Annotated in this window: 9 protein-coding genes; 4 read left to right on the forward strand and 5 right to left on the reverse strand. The window is 62.7% G+C overall.

The features are described from left to right. Positions 1–23 precede the first annotated feature (23 nt). The 5 genes from MJ205_RS18265 to dacB form a co-directional block, all read right to left on the reverse strand. Positions 24–3,152: a hypothetical protein gene (locus MJ205_RS18265; RefSeq protein WP_239809758.1), complete on the reverse strand. Its 3,129-nt coding sequence runs from the start codon at positions 3,150–3,152 to the stop codon at positions 24–26. After that, entirely contained in the window at positions 3,139–3,975 is an 837-nt protein-coding gene (locus tag MJ205_RS18270) for a rhodanese-like domain-containing protein (protein WP_239809759.1), read from the reverse strand. The genes MJ205_RS18265 and MJ205_RS18270 overlap by 14 nt, the downstream gene beginning before the upstream one ends. Before the next feature lie 220 nt (positions 3,976–4,195). Continuing rightward, positions 4,196–9,361, reverse strand: coding sequence for a choice-of-anchor U domain-containing protein (locus MJ205_RS18275; RefSeq protein WP_239809760.1), 5,166 nt, complete (start codon positions 9,359–9,361; stop codon positions 4,196–4,198). Between the two features lie 364 nt (positions 9,362–9,725). Next, positions 9,726–10,358 (reverse strand): ankyrin repeat domain-containing protein, encoded by a 633-nt coding sequence (locus MJ205_RS18280; RefSeq protein ID WP_239809761.1) that lies wholly within the window; start codon positions 10,356–10,358, stop codon positions 9,726–9,728. A gap of 133 nt (positions 10,359–10,491) precedes the next feature. Then, positions 10,492–11,877: a D-alanyl-D-alanine carboxypeptidase/D-alanyl-D-alanine endopeptidase gene (dacB, locus tag MJ205_RS18285; protein WP_239812789.1), complete on the reverse strand. Its 1,386-nt coding sequence runs from the start codon at positions 11,875–11,877 to the stop codon at positions 10,492–10,494. A 361-nt stretch (positions 11,878–12,238) separates the two neighbouring features. On the opposite strand from dacB, the gene tsaB reads away from it, so the two are divergent. From tsaB to corA, 4 genes are all read left to right on the forward strand, one after another. After that, the gene (gene tsaB, locus MJ205_RS18290; RefSeq protein WP_239809762.1) at positions 12,239–12,958 is read left to right on the forward strand and encodes a tRNA (adenosine(37)-N6)-threonylcarbamoyltransferase complex dimerization subunit type 1 TsaB; all 720 of its coding nucleotides are present in this window, start codon (positions 12,239–12,241) and stop codon (positions 12,956–12,958) included. Beyond that, on the forward strand, positions 12,955–13,431 hold the full coding sequence (rimI, locus tag MJ205_RS18295; RefSeq protein WP_239809763.1) for a ribosomal protein S18-alanine N-acetyltransferase: 477 nt from the start codon (positions 12,955–12,957) through the stop codon (positions 13,429–13,431). Before tsaB ends, rimI begins: the two co-directional genes overlap by 4 nt. Further along, entirely contained in the window at positions 13,428–14,252 is an 825-nt protein-coding gene (locus tag MJ205_RS18300) for a hypothetical protein (RefSeq protein WP_239809764.1), read from the forward strand. The genes rimI and MJ205_RS18300 overlap by 4 nt, the downstream gene beginning before the upstream one ends. Before the next feature lie 313 nt (positions 14,253–14,565). Beyond that, entirely contained in the window at positions 14,566–15,552 is a 987-nt protein-coding gene (corA, locus tag MJ205_RS18305; RefSeq protein WP_239809765.1) for a magnesium/cobalt transporter CorA, read from the forward strand. The last annotated feature ends 2 nt before the right edge of the window (positions 15,553–15,554 follow it).

Below are 15,554 nucleotides of genomic sequence, written 5' to 3' on the forward strand. Positions count from 1 at the left end.
AGAGTTGCATGGTCTTCTCCTTCTTATGGGTTGACGGTGATCACGCCGCTGGTAGCCGGTACAAAGCCGGGGCTGCTGGCGGTTATTTGGGTGGTGCCGGGGGATATGGCGGTGAAGGTGGGGCGGAGAGAGGACCAACTACCCCTAAACCAAGTCACCGTCTCAGTCGTGGTACCTACAGACGTTTCGGAGCTAGAGAAGTCAACAGGAATACGGTCGGATGGAGTTTGGAGAAAACCTCTAGTCCCTCCTGGTACCTGCGCTGATACATACATAGATTCATGTACGCGCCCCACGTCAACACTAGCAGGGGCATTGTGCAGTCTTAGTACGGCACTCACCGTCTCCACGCTAAGGAGGGACGTATCAAGCCCCGCCGCTGTAGCTATGATCTGGGTTGAGCCCAGGTCCACTCCCGTCAAACTGAATGACGCAGCATGATCTCCGGCGGGAATAGTGACCGTCGACGGAACCGAACAAATGCGCTCATCCGCACAGCGCAGGTTTACTATGAGGTCATCTGAACCGTTATCAAGTTCACCTCCCGCAAATCGCAGCACGGACAAATCAGCCGGGTGGGTAGTCAAGTTTTTGCCAACCACAGGCTTACTGTCATCCACTGTAATCAGTTCCAGTCGATTTGGACCACCTGTAATTCTTTGCACCCATGATTTTGTACTTACCAACCCTGTTATTTCGGCGCTGACTTGGTATGTACCTACTGCTATCGGTTGAGCGACATAAGCGGGTTCCGAGATAAACCATCCAGTCGGAATGATTATCTTCTGAACTGGATTACCTGCCGCATCATAAATTCCACTGATTATTTCACTAGGAACTTGGTCCGTAATTTTCAAATTCACTACCAACGGAATTTTTGGAAACTGATAAAACATATTCCGAGCACCTGGCACGGTTATCCGCACAAAAAATTCATCCTTGTCGCTCGATGTTGTTCGTTCGTTGTCCAAATTCACTATATCCAAAGATGGGGTGATCACATCCACCGGAAAAGGCTTAGCAGCACTCGTGCCGTCAGCGGTAGCTTCTAAATACGTTGAACCTAGCTCTATACCTGTGACACTGAAGTAAACAGTGCTTTGTCCTGCTGGGATAGTGACCGTCTGCGGTGTCTCGCACAAACTTTGATCAGAACAGCGCATATTCACTGTCAACGGTTCTGTACTGTTATTAGCTACGCCATTGATCAGTCTCTCAACATAGATTTCATCCCAGGCATAGCTGTACAGCCCTTTGCCCACAATAGCCTTACTGCCTCCTAGGCGACCGACCCGCAAAGCAGCAGCCCCCTGAATATGCACATTCAAAGATTTAGTAGCTAGTCCAGGCGACGTAATATCAATAGCTGTTTTTCCTTGGGCCGCCGCAGCACTGACAGTAATTGGAACTGTTGCTAACATCTGCCCTTCCGGGATGAAAAGCTCCTGTGGATTGACCACCGCAACAGCCTCATCGCGGCTTGCTACCTTCACGACGATTCCGCCCTTCGGTGCAAAATTGTCTATATGCACTCGAACCGTTCGACTCATATTCACGTCCATCACAAAATCACCCAAAGGAGTGGTCTCTAGGCGAATTGCATCCACTTGTAGAGCAGTCTGTGTGGTGAGGTAGCCGGAGGCGGTCGCTGTCAATGTTGTGAGGCCAGTGCTGAGACCTTGAAGCGAAAAGCTCCCTTGCCTCTCACCAGACGGTATGAACACGGTTGCGGGAATCTGCGCTATATCAGTTTGGGCCAAACCCAAACTGACATTGAGGCCTCCCTCAGGTGCGGGCTCAGTTGTCTCTAAAATCACGGTCGTAGTCGCCCCAGGCGCGACCAGCAAGCTCGATGGAAGTACCAAAGATCTTGTACGCACGTTGATGGTGGACCATGCACTGCGATATCCGTCTGCGTGTGCCCTTAAGCGACCTATACCGTCGGCTAGGCCCATTACTTCAAAGGTCTTACTGCTGTGCCCACTTGGTATTAACAGATCTCTAGGTGCGGAAATCACGGAAACATCTGCGTTATCCAACTGCACCTCAACATTGGATGTAGCGGGCGTTGGCAATGACAAAGTCATGGTGAAATTTTGGTTAACGCCGACTGTTGCGTTTATAGGCACCAGTCCCAAAGGCGGTAAATTCGCGACCTCAATGAATGTTTCCGCCATGCCCAAGGTGGCATGGCTGGCGGTGATCTTGGTGGTGCCCAGGCTGCTTGCTCGCACCTCGAAATCGGCGCTGGTTTGCCCCTCAGGCACGGTGACCCGGGTAACGGCAGACGCAACCGAAGGAACGCTGCTGCTGACATTGATCAGCGTGCCGCCTGCGGGGGCTGGTGCGTTGAGCGAGACGCGCAGCATGGCCACCACACCGGGGCTGAGCTTGAGTTTGGCCGGCTCCAGCGCCAAAGGCGCTTGGCCGATATGCACCAGACCTTGCTGCACCAGGTAAGGGATACCGACGATGCCCCAGACCACCTGCGTGCGAATGGTGCCCGCAGGCACAGAGATTGCATTGAGCGAGTTGCCATTGGCGGTGTTGCCGGTACCGACCGGAGACGAGGCCAGGTCCATGCTGATGGCGGGCCCACTGTGGTAGTTGATGGCGGTGTTGTTGATGACGGGGGAAGCCGATTCAATCGCCACACCGCTGCCGTATTCGATAACGACATGGCCCAGTTGCGTCAGCGCCTGGTTGGTGCCTGCGGTGAAGCGCCATTGCCGCCAGTCACCGGCAGCGGGTGTCGCAGATGCCGAGGTGATCTTGATGGGCAAGCTGGAGGTGCCCACCGCCTGGAGTGCACCCCGCTTCAAAGTAAAGCTGGCCGCCGCGGCCATCTGGATGGTCACACCGGGTTCAATACTCAGGGTGGCGTTGTTGTCCACCATCACATCGCCCTGGAACAGATAGGGCGACTGCGCTGCACGCAGTGTTGTGTTGCTGGTGATCACACCCGTCACTGGTGTTTGTGCCAGGGCTGGCTGGAGCGCACAGAGCAGCGCTAGCCATAGACCCAGCATCTGCAAGCCCTGCCAGGCCTTGCGTGCCCAGGCCGCAGCTTGGAGCAGTGAAGATGGTGATTGTTGTTGGTACATGCTTCCCCCGGTATTTCTCATTTTTTGTTGGCGCTCATAGGCGTCCACACGGCGCTTGCAGCCGGTGGTTGGCGGTCTGTTGGATGGCTGCGGTCTGGGCCACTTGCTGTGCATAGGCTGGCCAGCCGCCGTTGAGCCAATGGGCGGGTAAGCTGGCCATTGCGGTACTGGTCGCACTGGCGGAACGGCCCGCTTTGGATGCATCGGCGGTGGGCACCAAGGCCGCTTCGACCTGGGCGCGCAAGGCATCGCTGACCACCCCATCGGTGATGACCACCAGCGCCTGGGCGTAGCCCGCATGACTTGCACGCTGAAGCCTGTCTTGGTAGGCGCGCGCAATGGCGGCTACCAGCTTGGCGTCGCGCTCTTTGCCGTCGACCCGGACAGCTACCAGCTGCTCGGGCGGCACAGGCCATTGGGCCTGGGGCGCACCTTGCATGGCTTCGCTGGCGGAGATCACCGTCCATTGCATGCCCTGGCCCAATGAGGCTATCCACGTCTGCGCATCCAGGGGCTGCAGCAAGGGCCCGCCCGCTGCTGCCCCCGCCTGCGCGGCTTGCCATGACCGGGCACCGCCCTGCACTGCCTGCAACTGGGCAAAGCCTTGTTGGCGCAGCTGACGGCAGGCCTGGTCCACATCGGCGTTGTCGAGCCCGGTGCCAACTAGCACCACGGGTGTTTGCTGCAAAAAGCGCTTGCTGGCGATGTCGGACAGCTGCATCTGCAAAGCGAGCGCAATGGGTGCTGTACGTTGCAGGCTGCGCGGGCGCACATCTACCAAGGTGGGTGGTTGGGCATTGGGGTGGGTGGCAGCCGCATCGGCAGCGCTGATCCAGCAGGCCTGGTCCAGCGCAACAGGTGCAGCTTGCACCGGCCATACGAGCGCAGCTGCGTTTGCAGTTGGGTCCGCATATTGCGCTGCCGAGCAGCCCAAGTCCTGGGACTGTGCTGAGGACACTGGCGCCGGTCCCCCCCAGGGGGCCGGCGGCGGGGAGACTGCAGTCGCATCTCTGGCTGTGCCACCCAGGCCCACACTGGCCAAGATGGCCAGTGCAGCGTGCGTGCCCCACCTGGGGCCGCACGCCATGTGCTTAGCGGCCATGGCCATCTCCAAGCACGCCCTTGCGTCGCAGCCCGGCCAACGCCGCCACACCGGTCAGCAGCGACAGCATCAGCACCGCCAGCCAACCCAAGCCCGGCACTGGTACGGCTTGCTCATCCGCAGGCAGTGGCCCACTTTGGATCACCGGGCCACCCGGGTCCTTGATCACGCCGTTCGCCACCAGGTCGTCATCGCCCAGCTGGCCATCGGTGATCGTGAAGCTCACCCGGTTGCCTTCCAGCTTCAGGTTCTTGGGCACATACCAGAGGCTGCGGCCACGCGAGGTGGGTGTGGGGCCGTACTTCATGTAGTTGCTCACCCCAAACAGGTTGGGCCACTCGGTGGTGATGGTCACAGTGCTGCCCACGTCGCAGCCGACCAGCTCGTACTCGAACACGCCATGCGGGAACAGCAGCACATCAAACAGCGGCAGCCAGCCTTGCGCCCGCTTGACGGCGGTCTTGTCAGGATTGAAGTGGCAGCTATCGCCTCCACCCGTCACCCAGGCCTTGAGCGAGCCGGTACCCGTTGGCGTGGGGATGGTGACTTGCTTGTCGCCTGCAGGTGCCGGGGTGTTCTTGAGGCCGAGCTTCACATCAGGCGCGCCGGCTGTCGTCACCACGACTTCGTAGTCACCCACGGTGGGGTTGGCGCTGAACATCAGCGATGCAGCCATGCCTTGTGCATCGGTGGTCGCCTGCACGGTCAGCGCGCCACCGGCAAAGACGGCACCGGCACCGCTGGCGGGCATGCTGAAGCTCAGCACACGCCCTGCCACTGGCTCACCCTGGCCGTTGACCAGTTGGACCCGGATCACTTCGGAAAAGTCGGTATTGACCACCGCCGACTGGCCGCCACCGGCCACCACCTGCAGGTTCAGCACCGGCGCGGTTGCCGCTGTGTTGGTCAAGGCAAACTGCACGCTGTCTGCCACGCCAGCGGCACTGGCCAGTGCATCAAAGCGGCCTTCAATATTGTTGGCGGTAAGCAGCGGCGAGCTGGCAAAGCCATCCGCATCGGTCTGTACCTCTACTTGCAAAGCGCCGCCTGCAAACGTGGCACTGGCTCCGCTGGACGGCAGCTCGAAGCGGATGCTGTGGTTGGCCACGCCTACGCCTTGGCCATCCACCAGCTTGATCTTGAGCGCTTGCGCAAAGGCAGCGCCCACAGGGGCCGACTGGCCGCTGCCAGAGACGCCGAGCAGCTGAAGCACTTGCACTGGCTGCGCCGTGTTGGTGAGCGAATAGGCCAGCTCACCGGAGACACCCACCGCCGTCGCACGCGCTTGGTAGCTGCCCTCCGCACCGTTGGCCGTCAGTACTGGCGAGATCGCCAGGCCTTGGGCATCGGTGGAGATGCTGGCGGTTTGGGAGCCATCAGCAAAGCTGGCAGTTGCCGCGCCGGCAGATGCCGTTGGCAGCGCAAACACGACCAGCTGGCCCGCCACGGCTGCGCCTTGCGCATCCACCACCTTGGCTTGCAAGCGCTGGGCAAAGGCCTGCCCCACTTGCGCGGTCTGGTTATCGCCAGCCACCTGCTGCAAGGTCAGGATGGGGGTTGCTGCGTCGCTGTTGCGCAAGTCAAAGCTGGCAGGGGTGTTGACGCCTTCCACACTGGCAAGCACCTGGTAGGCGCCCACGACGGCATTCGCGGTGATGGCATCGGTGCTCGCCAGGCCTTGGGCGTCGGTGCTGACCTGCAAGGCGGCAGTGCCGTTGCTGAACACCGCAGTGGCGCCGCTGGCAGGTGCGGTAAACCGCAGGGACTGACCGGCTACTGGGGCACCATTCTCATCTGCCAAACGCACCTGGAGCGGCGCCGCAAACGCAGTGCCCACTTGGGCAACCTGCTGGTTACCGCTGCTGATGGCCAAGGTCCAGTTCCTGGTGGCAGAGCCGTCGTCCTTCCAGGCGGCCGATACCAGGCCAATCCACTGCGCCACGGGCTGCAATGCCGCATCACGCCCAGCACCTTGCGGCAGCGCACGCAGTTTTTGTTGCGCTTGTACCAGTGCCGCAATCGCATCGCCCAGCTTTTGCTGCTGGACAGCTTCGGCTGCTTGGTCGAACAGAGCAAGCAGCTGGGCTTTGTCTGCATCTGGCAAGCCTGCGATAGCGGGCACTGCGGCGCGTGCATTGGCCTCAGCCTGCTGCTGTGCAATGGTGCGCAGGTTGTGCGACCAGCTGTCCACCACCACCGCATCGGCGGTATTGCGCAGTTGCGATTCAAGGCTAAAGGCTTGCGCGTGCGCGGGCAGTTGCAGCCACAGCTCTACCGTCTGTGTTGCACCCGCTGCCAGATCCAGCGGCCAGCTGAGTTGATCGCCATTGACGGCAGCCGCAGGCTTGGACGACAGCAGCTGAGCGCCGTTGGCCAAGGCGGTGCTCAAGGTCAGCTGGCGGGCCTTGTCGTCGCCATTGTTGATGACGGTGCTCACCAACACGCTGGACTGGGCCAGCATCGGGTCCACCAGTTTGGGCTTGCTCAGCGCCATCTGGGCCTGGAGCCATGCGGTCCATTCCGTGCCGCTCAGCGGCTCACCCAGGCTGTCAAAGCCCATCGCCAGTACCTGGCCCTTGCCATAGCTGCTGCGCACGGCGGCGGTTTCTCCGCTGGCGTAGCGCAGCTCAGTGGTCGCCGGCGCATCGGCCACCAAAGCCCAGCTTGGGTTGGTGAGCGGCAGCGCGTTAGTGCCCAACTGCAGAGCAGCGTTAGGCAACGGCTGATCGGCATAGCTGCCCCACATATCGGCAATAGCGCGCAGAGGGGTATCGGCAGCGCCGTCCACCACCAGCGAAGCACCACGCAGCACAGCGGCACGCACTTCCTCCTGCAGGTTGGCGCTCAAATCGCTCAGCGGTCCGCTCAGCCACAGCAGGCTGAAGTCGCCTGCACGCAGCGCCTTTTGGAAATCAGCTGCGGTGGCGACGATCTCGGCCTCGCTGTCGAAAGCGGCCAGCACCGTTTGCGCGGTCTGGCGTTTTTGCGCGGCGCAGGCCTCGTCTGCAGCGCAGCCGATATAGGCCAGCACGCGCATACCCTGGTCTGCCGTTTGCGTGGCAGTCACTGCCTCGCTGGCCTGGATGCGGATCAAGGTAGAGGCGCTGTTGTTGCTGGTGATGTCGTCCTTGGTGGACGAACCAATACGCGCGGCCACCGCAAACTCCTTGGCACTGCTGTCCTTGGCCGCTTGCAACTCCAGGGTCAATATCGCGGTGGAACGCGTGGCCATATCACCCAGGGTCCAGACGCCATTGGCATAGCTGCCCACGGCAGCCGAGTGGCTAAGCACAGCAAGGCCAGCTGGAATTTCGACATTCACCGAGGTCGCCACAGCGCTCGCCGGGCCCAGGTTTTCTGCGGTGATCGTGACGGTGGACTTGTCGCCGCGTTTGATGATCGCGGGGGTGGCACCGGCGGCCACCTTCAGGTCGGCCTTGGGCTCTGGGTCGGGGTTCTCTGGCGTGGCAGCGCGCTTGGCAAACAGATAGCCGGATGCGGCAGCGCCTGCGGTCAGCTCAATGCTGCTGAACTTGCCTGCCTCACTCTGCCCACCCGCAGAGCCTGCCAGCGCTGTGCCATCCACCAGGCCATCGCTGACACCGGCTACCAGGGTGTAAACGCCCGGCTTGAGGTTGGTGAAGGTGAACGCGCCTTGCGCATCGGTATACGCCGTTTGCAGTTCGGCGGCGCCCGTGCTGGCCTGGGTGCCGCTCAGTTTGATCTCGGTCACGGGGATGCCGGGCTCGCCACTGTCGCGCAGGCCATTGGCATTGCTGTCCCGGTACACCACGCCGGCAATGCTGGCCTCGGCCGCGCCGGCCACAAAGCCAATGCTGTACTGGCCACTGGTATTGGCATCGAAGATATTGAGAAAGTAGCTCCAGCTCAGGTCTTCATTGCGCTCCTTGGACAGCCAGACGTTTTCTGCAGGAACGATATAACCATCCGCACGGGTGACCTGCACCGGCAGCTTGGCGCCACGCGCAGGATCGGGCACCCGGGCATAGGCAAAGCCCTGGGTCACCGGGCTAAAGCGCAGGCTGGCGTTGTTGCCCTGCACGGTCATCTGTGCCGATGCCGTCTGATTCTGCACCTCGGTGTCTGCGCCATCGGATTCGTAGACCCGGTAGACGTCGCCATCCTTGGCGAGGAAGTCGCGCACCTTGTCGCGCCCCGGCAGATCGACGCGCACGTCCTGGATCAGGGTATGCGTGCGCACGTCCTTGATCAGCGAGGTGACGGCGCCGCCCAAAGAATCTGCATGGGTAAAGCTGGCATTGAACTCGACAAACTTGCCTGCGAGGCTCGTAACCATGGACCAGCGGCCCATTTTGGAAGTACCAGACTCAATATCCCCAAAGTCCAAAAGCAGGCTCTTGCCTGCTGGTTGGTCGCCGACATAGCCGCCGAGGATCTGAAAGCTGATCGCCAGGCCCTGCCGGTTCTCCACAATGCGGGGCTGGGCCGTGTCGATCTTGGTCTTGTGAGAGGTGCCACCACCCTGGTTCTTGATTCTGACGCCCAGGGTGAAGGGCTCTGCCGCTTCGGTCTCTGGTGTGAATGCGTCATCGGCATACACATCGCGCGGCAAGAAGTAATCCAGCACCAGCTCAGGCTGGGGGCGCACCACGATGGATTCCGGCGCCACGTCAACCGAATCGGCCTTGCCATCGAGCGTATAGCTGACCTTGGCGCCCACGTAGTACACAGCGCCTTGCGGGTTGCTGCCGCCACTGCCTGCCGCGGGGATGATGAGCCAGTTGATGTTGGCCACCGCCTTGGGCGCGATGACACCGTTTTGCAGGCCGGTGATGCCCGTCACCTGGTCGGTGCGGTAGAAGAAGGTCGCCCCCTGGGCATTCGGGTCTGAGGTGGCAACCACCAGGTTGTTGTTGGCATCGAGAAACTTCAGCTCGATGGAGACGTTCTCCAGCTTCTGGTCTGCCAGGCCATTGGTGATGACCATCTTGGCGTCAAAGGCCTGGCGCTCCAGCGAAAGCTTTTGCTCGATGACAATTTTGACTTCTGCACACACGGCATCCGCTGCCTGCGCAAAGGCACTGCTGATGGAGTACAGCAGCCCCAGCACCAACATGCCCACCACCGTCGCCCAGCTGGTAAACAGCGGGCGGCCCCTCAATTTTTTATACATTCTCAGTGTCCCATCTGGCGGAGCTGGGCCCACTCGCAACGGAATGCCGCGCCCATCAAAACGCATCTAAATAATCAATAACTACTTATATTTAATTATTGATAGCTTTATTGCATTTGGTAGCGCATTTGAATTGACAACACTTACATGAAACTGACGAAGAGTTAGGCAGACACAACGGTCTCAAAAGGCTGCCTGAGGAACGCTTACAGTTTCACCGTAGGGCACGCAGCTGCTTTGGAGAGTGGAGTGGATGAGGGTCTCAATGCGGTCGTGAGGCGTTTGCAGCCAATATCAACCAAGACAGCGCCATCCATGCCCAGTCCGCGCCAAGACCAGGGCAAAGCGCTGCGCAGCAGCCCCCTCAGGCCAGCCGAGGCTGCCGCAACTGCTGCATGCGGTAGATCAGCGCCTGCGGCAGGCGCCGCGCCACGGCGATATCGACCGCGTCGCGGCCCTTGAAGTCGGCCACTGAGACATCGGCGCCAGCGTCGAGCAGCAGCTCCAGGGTTTTGAGCCGGCCCAGGCGGGCGGCATAGAAGACAGGGGTTTCGCCATGCTCACGCAGGTTGAGCAAGGGCCGGGCTTGCAGCAGCGCGCGGCACATGGCTTCGTCATCGCGCCACACGGCGGCCCATAGGGAGTAGCTGGCATTGGCACCGTGCGAGAGCAGCAGCTTGACCAGTGGCAGGTTCTCGCCCCGGGAGACGGCAAACCACAGCGCGGTAGCGCGGAAGTCGCCATTGCACTCGCCCATCGGCGCCTGGGCCTCCAGCGGCGCGCCAGCGGCCAGCAAGGTGGCCACTGTTTCCAGGCCGTAGGTATCCGCCGAATGGGCGTTTTGCGGCGATACGCCGCAGGCCACCTGCAAGGCGGTGCGGCCCTTGCCGTCCACCGCCTGGGCCCACTGCGGCGCCTGCGCCAGCCAGGCGGCCAGCAAGCGTGCATCCCAGCGCTTGGCGGCAGCAAACCATGTGGACTTCGAGGGCAGGCTCATGCAGGGCTCCTTGAGACGGGGGGACCACGCTCCAACGCGCAATGTACACCGATACCGCCAGAGACCCACCTTGGCCGCAGGCAGGTTTTTCCCGACCTGCGGACCACCGCTGAGAGCGTTGACCTGGCCAGGTTTACTGTGCCGCCACCCAGTCGATCAGCGCATCCCAGGCAGGACGCGCCTGGGGCGCGTTGTCGCTGTTGGCCATCGCCACGACGACCCAGCGGCGCCCGTCACGGCCATTGACATAGCCGGCAATGGCCGAGGCATCGCGCAGGGTGCCGGTCTTCAGATGGGCGCCACCGGTGTGGGCGCTCTTGCTGTTTTTCATCGTGCCGTCCACACCAACGATGGGCATGGAGGCCATCAGTTCGGGCATGACGTTGGAGTTCCAGGCGACCGAGAGCATTTTGGCCAGCGAGCCGGCGGTGATGCGCGCATCGCGTGAGAGACCGGCGCCGTTGTCGATGGTAGGCGCGGCCATGCCGGGCACGCGCTCGCTCCACCACTGCGCCACCGCTTGGCGGCCGCCTTCAAAGGTGCCGACCCCGGCGCGCTCCTTGCCCAGGGTCAGGAACACCTGCTGGGTCATCACATTGTTGCTGTACTTGTTGATGTCGCGCACCACCTCACCCAATGTGGGCGAGCTGAAGCTCATCAGCGGCTGCACGCCGTCGGGCGTCGTGCCCATGCGCACCTGGCCGGTGACCTTGCCGCCCAGCTCACGCCACATGCCTTCAAACACACGGGGCGCAAAGCGGTCGGGCGCGGCAGGCGCCACGGCCCAGCTGTTTTCTCCGCAGGCAGCCGGGTAACCGCCCAGGAACTGGATCTGCGTGGCATCGGACAGCTGCGCTTTCAGCGCGCCGCGCCAGTCACCACAGGCATTGCCCTTGGTCTTGAGCAGGGGCACGGTGCTGGGCAGGCGCAGATGCGCAACGGCGGGCTCGTAGGCGATGCGAGCCACGCCGGCGGTTGCATCGGGGATGAAGCGCATCGTCAGCGACTTGTAGTTCAGCAGCAGCGCATCGGGCACAGCGTTGTAGGGCCGGTAGGGCTCGTTGTCAAAACGTGCAGGGTCGATGGGCGGCAGCGAGAAGGCCGAGCGGTCCAGCACCACATCGCCGACGATGACCTGGATGCCCTGGCCCAGCAGGCGGCGCTGCAGCAGCCAGAGGCGTTCCATCACCAGCTTGGGGTCGCCCGAGCCCTGTACATAGAGATTGCCATTGAGGGCGCCCTGGGCAACCTGGCCGTCGGTCGCAATGCGGGTGTCCCAGGTGTAGGCGGGGCCCAGGATCTCGAGCGCCGCATAGGTGGTCACCAGCTTCATCACCGAAGCAGGGTTGCGGCCCACATCGCTGTGCACATCGAGCAGCGGGCGCTGCGCGCCGCTGACATCCATCACCACCACGGAGACCGCATCAGGCGCTACCTTGCCGCGCTGCAACGCGGCTTCGACCTCGGCCGGCAGGCGGTCGGCAGGCCAGGCGCTGGCGGCTGCGGCAGGGGCCTGCATGGCTGCGCTGGCCGGTACCGTGGCTGCCTGGGGCGCTACAGCCACGGGCTGGGCCAGCCGGATAGGCTTGGGCGCCGGGTCGGCAGCCGGGGTGGCCGGGGTCTGGGCGCAGGCGACCTGGCTGAGCGCAATCGCGAGCGGGAGCAGCCAGCGGCCGCTGCCGCCGGACCGGCCGGGATTCAGCCCTGCCAGGGACGGAGAAAGGGGCGCCATCGGAGAAATCTGTTGCATGGGCAGCAGTCTAGCGGCTATGCCCAAGCCCGGCATGCAGCCTTGGCTTTGCCCCGATAATGGCAGGTTGCCGCCCCTGCACAGGGGCTGAAACCGGGCGCTTGCACAGTGCCCGCGCGCGCCCTACCCCATGAACCTGCTTGCCCTCGAATCCAGTACCGACACCCTCTTCATTGCCACCGCACGGGATGACCGGCGCTGGCTGCACAGCGGTGCCGGTGGCCAGCACACCTCCAGCCAGTTGCTGCCGGCGGTGCGGGGCCTGATGGCCGATGCGGGCCTGGGCTTCGACGCGCTGGATGCGATTGTGTTTGGCCGGGGCCCTGGCTCGTTCACCGGCCTGCGCACCGCCTGCGCCATTGCCCAGGGCCTGGCCTTTGTGGCCAACGGCGGCCAGGGTGTGCCGGTGCTGCCGGTCGATACCCTGATGGCGGTGGCCGAAGAGGCCCGCCTGCAATATGGTTGCACCCAGGTGCTGGCCTGCCTGGACGCGCGCATGGACGAGGTCTACAACGCCGTCTACCAGTATGCCGATGGCCACTGGCAGACCTTGGGCAATCTGCAGGTCTGCTCGCCGCAGGATGTGCAGGTGCCCCCAGGCTTTGTGGTGGCCGGCAATGCCCAGCCCATTTATGGTGATCGCCTGGCGCCCGGTGCCACCCATCTGCAGGCCATGCCCACCGCCCAGGCCTTGCTGAGCCTGGCGCCCTACCTGCTGGCCCAAGGCCAGGCGGTGGCGGCGCAGGATGCGCTGCCCCTCTATATCCGCGACAAGGTCGCCAAGACCACGGCCGAGCGCGAGGCAGAAAAGCAAGCCCAGGCGGCCGGCAGCCCAGGCAGTGCGCCATGAGCCTGCCCGCCACGCCCCAGCTGCGCTGGTCCGCGCTGCGCGCCGATGACCTGGACGCGCTGCTGGCCGTTGAGAACCAGTGCTACAGCCACCCCTGGACGCGGGGCAATTTCATCGATTCGATGGCCATGGGCTATGCGATGCAGCTGCTCTGGGCCGACGAGGCGTTGATCGGCTACTTTGTCGCCATGCAGGGCGTCGATGAGCTGCACCTGCTCAACATCACCGTCAACCCGCAGCACCAGCGCCAGGGCTGGGCCAAGGTGCTGCTGGAGCAGCTGCGCAGCTGGGCCGTCAGCGCACGCGCCCAGGCGATCTGGCTGGAAGTGCGCATCAGCAATCTGCGCGCCCAGCAGATCTACCTGCAGTTTGGATTTGAATCGGTAGGGCTGCGAAAGCGCTACTATCCGGTATCCCATGTCGAACGCGAGGACGCCATGGTCATGCGTTATCTGCTGCCTACCACCCCATGAGCCTGAACCTGGACGCCCGCCAACGCGCCATGCTGCAAGAGATGGGCCACCCGCTGTGGTGGCCCGAATCGCCCGCGCCTGCCGCCCAGACCGCGCCCGAGGTGACCCCGGCCCCAGCCCCGCTGGCCGCAGCGCGGCTTCGCGCCGAGCCTGTGCCTGCAACGGTAGGGACCACTGCACCGGCTGCACCTGCAGCACCTACGATGCCAGCGGCTGCCATCCCAGAGACGGCAGCGCCAGCACCTGCGCCAACGCCAGCCCCCGCGCCTGCGCCTGCAGCGGCCCGGACCACCTCCCCGCAGGCGCTGCCGGCTGATTTTCCGCGTGTGCGCTTTGCGCTGCGCGCGCCGGTGCTGCTCGATCTGCAAGGCAAGCAGCCGCCGCCTGTCGCTGCCACCCAGCCTGCCTGGCTGGTAGTGGCCGAGCTGCCCGAAGGCGCGCCCCAGCAGGGTGAAGCCTGCCAGCTGCTGCTGCAGATGCTGCGGGCCATGCGCCTGACCGATGCCCCCGTCTACTGGGTGCCGCTGGCCCGCATCCCCGCCAACCAGGAAGGCGATGATGGCTTGCCCAGCTACAGCATCGATGCGCTGGTGCAGGAATGCCAGCCTGCGATGGCCCTGCTGCTGGGCCTGCCGGCGGTGCGCCACCTGATGCCGGGCGACCAGCCCTTCTCCCGCCTGCGCCAGCAGCTCCACCAGTTGGGCGGCAGCCAGCTGCCGGCCGTGGTCAGCTACGACCCGAGCCACCTGCTGCGCACACCCCAGGCCAAGGCGGCAACCTGGGCCGATCTGTGCTTCGCGCTGGCCCAGGCCGGCCGTTAAATTTCCTCACAAACCTGCCAATTTGCCTCCAATCTGTCTCCGATGGGCCTCCAACGGGACGCCATCAGGCGAATGTAGGCACCCACTGACAGCGGCTGGCGTGGGGTGTTGACAACGCTGCACCCCCACAAAGCGCATCGTCATGCGCAGCGGATGCGGGAATGCCATAATGGCGCCCATTCACAAACCGGAGTCTCTCCTTGGATCCCTACCCAAGTTGGTAGCTTCCACCCTGGCAAGCACATGGCTGCACATGGGTCGGAAGCGCCCCCCGCCCCCTTTTGCAGACCAATAACAACAAGGAAGTGAGCCTATGCTCAACATCTTTACGCTTGCCAATGGCCGTCTGGTGCAGGAAGAGATCGAATCCCTGCAGGACCTGGCCCGTTTTCAGCCGATCTGGGTCGACCTCGAGTCCCCCACCCTTGAAGAAAAGCGCTGGATCAAGCAGCACTACGGCCTGTCTATTCCCGAAGACGCGATGGATCAGGACATCGAGGAATCGGCCCGTTTCTACGAAGAAGACAATGGCGATCTGCACATCCGCAGCGACTTCCTGATCGATGACGAAGACGACCCGCGCAGCGTGCGCGTGGCCTTCATCATGAACCTGCACAATGCGTCACTCAAGAGCTATGGCGTGCTGTTTTCCATCCACGATGAGGATGTGCCGGTGTTCCGCCTGCTGCGCCTGCGTGCCCGCCGCGCGCCCGGCCTGATCGAGGACAGCAAGGACGTCCTGCTCAAGCTGTTCGATGCCGACGCCGAGTACTCGGCCGACACCCTGGAAGGCATCTACGACGACCTGGAAAAAGTCAGCACCCAGGTGCTGGCCGGCAATGTGACCGACACCCATGCGAGCGAAGTGCTCTCGGCCATCGCGCGCCAGGAAGACTTGAACGGCCGCATTCGCCGCAATGTGATGGACACCCGCCGCGCCGTGAGCTTTGTCATGCGCAGCAAGATGCTCAACTCCGACCAGTTCGAGGATGCGCGCCAGATCCTGCGCGACATCGAATCGCTGGACAACCACACCGCCTTCCTGTTCGACAAGATCAACTTCCTGATGGATGCGACCGTCGGTTTCATCAACATCAACCAGAACAAGATCATCAAGATCTTCTCGGTGGCCAGCGTCGCGCTGCTGCCACCCACCTTGATCGCCAGCGTCTACGGCATGAACTTCAAGTACATGCCCGAGATCGACTGGCAATATGGCTATGCCTACGGTATTGCGCTGATGGTGGGCAGCGCGCTGATCCCGATGCTGTACTTCCGCAAGCGCGGCTGGCTCAAGTAACT

Source organism: Comamonas sp. B21-038 (assembly GCF_022387135.1).
GTDB classification, from domain to species: domain Bacteria; phylum Pseudomonadota; class Gammaproteobacteria; order Burkholderiales; family Burkholderiaceae_C; genus Comamonas; species Comamonas sediminis.

Coding starts and splice junctions, on each gene's coding strand:
- MJ205_RS18275 (WP_239809760.1), bottom strand. CDS start 9,361: ATGTATAAAAAATTGAGGGGCCGCCCGCTGTTTACCAGCTGGGCGACG.
- MJ205_RS18280 (WP_239809761.1), bottom strand. CDS start 10,358: ATGAGCCTGCCCTCGAAGTCCACATGGTTTGCTGCCGCCAAGCGCTGG.
- dacB (WP_239812789.1), bottom strand. CDS start 11,877: ATGCAGGCCCCTGCCGCAGCCGCCAGCGCCTGGCCTGCCGACCGCCTG.
- tsaB (WP_239809762.1), top strand. CDS start 12,239: ATGAACCTGCTTGCCCTCGAATCCAGTACCGACACCCTCTTCATTGCC.
- rimI (WP_239809763.1), top strand. CDS start 12,955: ATGAGCCTGCCCGCCACGCCCCAGCTGCGCTGGTCCGCGCTGCGCGCC.
- MJ205_RS18300 (WP_239809764.1), top strand. CDS start 13,428: ATGAGCCTGAACCTGGACGCCCGCCAACGCGCCATGCTGCAAGAGATG.
- corA (WP_239809765.1), top strand. CDS start 14,566: ATGCTCAACATCTTTACGCTTGCCAATGGCCGTCTGGTGCAGGAAGAG.